At 70.8% G+C, this 5618-nt stretch carries 4 protein-coding genes, 1 pseudogene and 1 riboswitch; of the genes and pseudogenes, 2 read left to right on the forward strand and 3 right to left on the reverse strand.

Annotated features, from left to right (window positions below; translation table 11 throughout):
* Positions 1-567 precede the first annotated feature (567 nt).
* Positions 568-927: a hypothetical protein gene (locus tag AD428_RS17410; RefSeq protein ID WP_053246012.1), complete on the reverse strand. Its 360-nt coding sequence runs from the start codon at positions 925-927 to the stop codon at positions 568-570.
* Between the two features lie 423 nt (positions 928-1350).
* Positions 1351-2355 (reverse strand): sodium:calcium antiporter, encoded by a 1005-nt coding sequence (locus tag AD428_RS17415; protein WP_053246015.1) that lies wholly within the window; start codon positions 2353-2355, stop codon positions 1351-1353.
* Positions 2356-2458: 103 nt separating this feature from the next.
* Positions 2459-2589, reverse strand: a riboswitch (yybP-ykoY riboswitch).
* 130 nt (positions 2590-2719) lie between these two features.
* Here AD428_RS17415 and AD428_RS17420 point away from each other — a divergent pair.
* Entirely contained in the window at positions 2720-4057 is a 1338-nt protein-coding gene (locus AD428_RS17420) for an aminopeptidase P N-terminal domain-containing protein (protein WP_053246013.1), read from the forward strand.
* A gap of 22 nt (positions 4058-4079) precedes the next feature.
* Here the strand turns inward: AD428_RS17420 and AD428_RS17425 are convergent, their stop codons facing one another.
* Positions 4080-4544, reverse strand: coding sequence for an NINE protein (locus AD428_RS17425; protein ID WP_053246014.1), 465 nt, complete (start codon positions 4542-4544; stop codon positions 4080-4082).
* A 138-nt stretch (positions 4545-4682) separates the two neighbouring features.
* Between AD428_RS17425 and AD428_RS17430 the strand changes: the two are divergent.
* A pseudogene (locus AD428_RS17430) lies at positions 4683-5618 on the forward strand (FAD-dependent monooxygenase); the annotation flags it as partial.

Consider the following 5618-nt stretch of genomic DNA (forward strand, 5'->3'; position numbering starts at 1 on the left):
GCCAGCGCCAGCATCCGGCGGTTGGCGCGCCGGGCGGCCGCGGCGACATGGGCCCCGTGGCCGTTGCGCTCAAGGATGGGCGCGCGGCGGAAATGGCCGGCGCCGCGGCGCAGCCGGGCCGCGGCGGAAAAGAAGGATTTCAGGTGTTTGAACATCGGAGTGCTCCGCTTGTCATTGGTGTTCTGGGAGACACTGACGGCCAGGCGCGGGCGAGCGCGGGCCGAACGCCGCCGCGGCCCTCGTGCGGGGGCCGGTGATCCGTCGCGTACGGGCGTGCGCAGGCGCCGGCGCAATGCAGCCGGTGTCCGGGTCGCGTCAAGGTCGCGCCGGGTGCGGAAACGGAAGGGGGAGCGGGGAGAGATGCCGGGACCGGCGCGCGGGGCGGCCAGCCGGATGCTCAGGCTGCGAATTCCGTACGGACCGGGATGACTATCCGGCCGGTCGGCTCGCAAGGAGAAGACGGGTCAGACAGCCACGCCGGGACCGCGCACTGGGCGCAATCGAGGGTCAGGGTCTAAGGCACTGGGCATGGTTTCGCTCCAGGAAGAAAAAACGAAAGCGCGGGGCTCAGGCCGCAGTGCGCGCGCCGCCGGCCATGCCTGCCGCCGCGCCGGCCCCGAAGCGCACGTGGCGCACGGCGGGATTGGCGCTGAGGCGGCGCGCCTGCGACATCAGTTCGCCGCGCAGCTCGGGCGGGCAGTTCACGGTAATGCAGGCCGAGGCCAGCTCGGTGTCGCGGCCGGTGTCGACCTGTACCCGGGCCACGTCGAGGCCCGCGGCGCTGAAATCGAGACAGATCTGCTTGCGCAGCGCGCCGATTTCGTCACGCGGGCAGACGACGGTCAGGCGAGAGGTGCCGCGACGGCGGCCTTGGGCGGCGTGGCGGTCCACGCCGGCGCGGCGCAGGAACAAATCAAAAAAACGCATAGCGACCTCCATTGCGAAAACGGGAAGCGAAATCGCGGTCATCCGCGCGCGCAACGGCCGCGCTTGCGCACGGGGCGCGCAAGCGGGCGCGGACGCTGCAACGAGCGGCGGTTCTGGCGTTAAGGCGTTGGGGAGTATCCCGTCAAGCCGCGGGGCTTGCGCTCAGGGGCCGGCGAGCGGAAGCTCGCGATTCGGACCTGGCTTGGGTGGGATGCGCCGCAACCTGCATGACAGGATGCGGCAGAGGGCGTTCTGCGTGGATCCTGTCAGGCAGCGATGTCGATGCAAGATCGACTACTGTCGCCGGAATCGGTATTCACGAAAACTGCTCCTGGGATTGAAAACGGATAAATTTTACGCGGGTTTGCCCGTACGGACAAGGGTTTGCCCGAACAACCCGCGCAATCGCCGGCGCCTCGCCGCTCAGGCGTGGAAATGCCACCCGAGGTAGACGGCGAACAGCGCGTAGAAGCCGCCGGCCGCCGACAGGGCCGGCACGCTCATGCCGGCGCGGCGGAAGCGCAGCCACAGCATGCCGATGGAAAACATGGTGACGAAACCCGCCGTCAGCAGCGGGCCGTCCAGCAGCCACGGGGTCAGGAAAATGCCCAGGGCGCTGGGAATGGTGGCCTGGATCATCATGGCGCCCGAAATATTGGCCAGCGCCAGCCGCTCCTTGCCCTGGCGCACCCAGATGAGCGCGTTCATGATTTCCGGCAGCTCGGTGGCGACGGGCGCCAGCAGCAGCGCCGCGACGTGCGGCGAGGCTCCCATGGCCACGCCGAGCAGCTCGATCTGGTTCACGAACACCCGCGAGGCGCCTGCGATGACGAGCAGGGCGAGCACGGTCTGGGTCACCGCCCAGCCCATGCTGGGGTCTTCGTCGCGCGGGCGCAGCTTGAGGGGTTCGAGGTCTTCGCAGTCCAGGCATTCGTCGTCGCGGCTCAGCTCGCGCTTGACGTAGAGCGCGTAGGTGCCCAGGAACAGCAGCCCCAGCCACGGCTTCCAGGCAAAGGCCAGCAGCCCCAGGCCCACCTTGGCCACGAAAATGCCCATGAACCATGCCTGATCGCGGGCCAGGCGCTGCTGGTCCGCGTTGATACAGGGCACGCCCGCCGCCTGCCCGTTGCGGCGGCGCCACAGGGCCAGCCCCACCACGGCGTAGGCCAGGGTCGCCAGCACCAGCGGGCCGCCCATGGCGGCGCCCACGCCGATGTCTTTTTGCTCCGGGGAAGTGCCGAACACCACGGCCATGAAAGTCACTGCGCTTTCGGGCAGCGCGGTGCCGAAGGCCGCCAGCACGGTGCCGGTGGCGGTGGCGCCCAGCTGGAAGCGGTGGCCGACCCATTCCACGCCGTTGACGAAGAACTCGCAGGCGAAATAGATGACGGCGGCGGACAGGAAAAACAGGAAGAGCGTGAGCAGCATATAGGCGAGCCGGACGAGCAGATACCCATGGCGCGACATCGCGGCTCGCCCGGCCAGGGTGAACGCGATGCGGCCAAAGGTCTCGCCGGGCTGCTCCATGCGCGGGCATGCCGCCTGCATGAATGCCGTCCGCGCCATGGGATCCAGGCTCTTGCTGCGCAAGGCCGAACCGCCAAGTCTGTTGACGCGGACTCCTTTGGGGGCAAAGGATGGCTACTCCCCAATGACAGAGGCGCGATTGTAGCAGCTTGAAAGCGCGTGTCCAGGTTTGCGCCGCGCCTCCGGCCCGGGCCGCGGCCGCCCTGCCGCGAGGCGATGACGGGTAAAGTAGTAGCGTCTCCCGCCACCTTCCGCGTGCCCGCCCATGAGCCTGCCTCCCTCCGACATCGCTCCCTTCGTCTCGCGCCGCCAGCGGCTCATGGCGCGCATGCGCGCCGAGGGCGGCGGCATCGCCATCCTGCCAACGGCGCCGGAAGCGTTCCGCAACCGCGACGCGGAGTATCCGTACCGGCACGACAGCGACTTCTTCTACCTCTCCGGATTCACGGAACCGCAGGCGTGGCTGGTGCTGGTCGCCGGCGCCGAAGACCGGGCGCTGCTCTTCTGCCGGCCGCGCCATGCCGAGCGCGAAATCTGGGAAGGCCGGCGTTTCGGTCCCGAGGCGGCGGCCGCGCATTTCGGCTTCGACGACGCCTACCCGGTGGACGCGCTGGACGAAGTGGTGCCGCCCCTGCTGCTCGACCAGCCGGTTCTGTACGGCCCGCTGGCCGAAGACCGCCGCACCGACGGACAAGTGATGCGCTGGATGGCGCGGGCGCGCGAATCCGCGCGCGGCGGGCGCAAGCCGCCCGAGCGCCTGGCGGACCTGCGGGCCATGCTGGCGGAAATGCGGCTGGTCAAGGACGCGAGCGAAATCGCGGCCATGCGCAAGGCGGCGAAGATCTCGGCGGGCGCCCATGCGCGCGCCATGCGCGCCGCCCGCCCCGGCATGCGCGAGTACGAACTCGAGGCCGAGCTGCTTTACGAATTCCGGCGCCACGGCGCCCAGTCGGTGGCCTACAACAGCATCGTGGCCGCCGGCGCCAACGCCTGCGTGCTGCACTACCCCGCGGGCGACGCGGTCATGCGCGACGGCGACCTAGTGCTCATCGACGCGGGCTGCGAGGTGGACAGCTACGCCAGCGACATCACGCGGACCTTCCCCGTCAACGGCCGCTACAGCGGCCCGCAGCGGGCGCTGTACGACCTGACGGTGGCGGCGCAGGAGGCGGCCGTCCGGGCCACCGCGCCCGGCCGCGGCTTCAACGAGGCGCACGAGGCGGCGGTGCGCGTGCTGGCCCAGGGCATGCTGGACCTGAAACTGCTCAGGGGCTCGCTGGACGGCGTCATCGAATCGGGCGAGTACAGCCGGTTCTACATGCACCGCACGGGGCACTGGCTCGGCCTGGACGTGCACGACGCGGGCGACTACCGCCTGCCGGGCGCCGGCGCGGACCGGCCCTGGCGCCCGCTGCAAACCGGCATGATGGTCACGATCGAGCCCGGCATCTACGTGCGGGCGGCCGACGACGTGCCCGAGGCGTACTGGAATATCGGCATCCGCACCGAGGACGACGCGCTGGTCACCGACGAGGGCTGCGAGCTCATCACCCGCGGCGTGCCCGTGCATGCCGGCGAAATCGAGGCCCTGATGCGCGAGTGACGCCCGCCCGCAAAAGCGCGGCTCAGAGCACGTACCCGTCCAGCCAGCCCATGGCCACCCAGACGTACACCACCACCATCGCGATCGCGAACATGGTGACGGTCGCCCCGATCAGGCAGGCCAGCAGGGCCACCAGCACCGGGCCCCAGCCGGTGCGGGACGGCCGGTCCAGGCCCGGGTTGTAGAGGCGGTCGAATTTCTCGTCGGACATGAGCGAAAACACCGCGCTTTCGACAAAGCCATCGATCACCGGAACGAAAACCAGGAAAAAGGCAGGGTTGTCGTACCAGACCGGATAGAAGCGGAAGGCGCAGAACAGGCAGACCGCCGAGAACGCGGTCACGGCCCAGGCGTGGCGGCGGCCCAGGTACCACCAGTGCGCGCCCAGGCCGCCGAGAAAGCAGGCCAGGAGGCCGACCGCCACCTTGCCGCGCGGACGGCGCGCGGCGGGGCCCGATAACGATGAAGAAACCTGAGCTTGCGTCATGTCGTCACGTCGTCATGTCGGTGGAAACGGGAATGAGGCGCAGCGGCGCCGTGCCATGGCGCCCGCAGGGGGGCGGCCCGCCGGGCGGACCCATTGTAGTGGCAGGCGCGGCGGGAGGGGGCGGGTAAAATCCGCCGCATGACTACGTCCGCCTTCGACATCGCGATTCTCGGCGCCGGCCCGGTGGGCCGGGTACTGGCTCTGATGCTGGCGCGCGAAGCGCCGGACCCGGCCCGCATCGCGCTCGTCCAGGGCGCCGCGCCGGGCCGTCCCGCCGGCGGCGGCGGACCCGCGCGTGCTGGCCATGAACCAGGGCAGCCGCGTGCTGCTGGAGTCGCTGCATGCGTGGCCCGAGCGCTCGGCGGATATCCGCCACATCCATGTGTCCCAGCGCGGCCGCCTGGGCCGCACCCTCATCCAGGCCGCCGATTTCGGCGTGCCGCAGCTGGGCAGCGTGGTGCCCTATGCGGGCCTGCACGCGCACCTCGAAGCGCGCGTGGCCGCCAGCGGCGTGACCGTGCTTTCGGGCCCGCCGGCGCGCATCGACGTCCAGGATGCCGACGGCATCGAAATCGTCCAGGGCGACTCGCGCCTGCGCTGCCGCGTGGCCGTGCAGTCCGACGGGGCGGGCGCGCCGGATGTCAGGCGCGAATACGGCCAGCACGCGGTGCTCGCCACCGTGCGCGCCGCCCTGCCCCGCCCGGGTTGGGCCTGGGAACGCTTCACCCCCGAAGGACCGCTGGCCCTGCTGCCGCATCCCCAGCAGGCCGACGCCTGTTCGGTGGTCTGGTGCAGCGCGCCGGCGCGCGCCGCCGAGCTGGCCGGGCTGGACGACGCGGCGTTTTCGCGGGCGCTCACGGAGGCTTTCGGCGACCGCCTCGGGCGGCTCCATGCCCTGGCGCCGCGCCATGTGTTTCCGCTGGCCCTGAGCGCGCGCCGCGCCCAGGTGCAGGGACGCACCGTCGCCATCGGCAATGCCGCCCAGACCCTGCATCCGGTGGCCGGCCAGGGCCTCAACCTGGGGCTGCGCGATGCCGCCCGCCTGGCGCAGGCGCTCGCTCCCTGGCTGCTGGC

This window comes from Achromobacter sp. DMS1, from assembly GCF_001270295.1.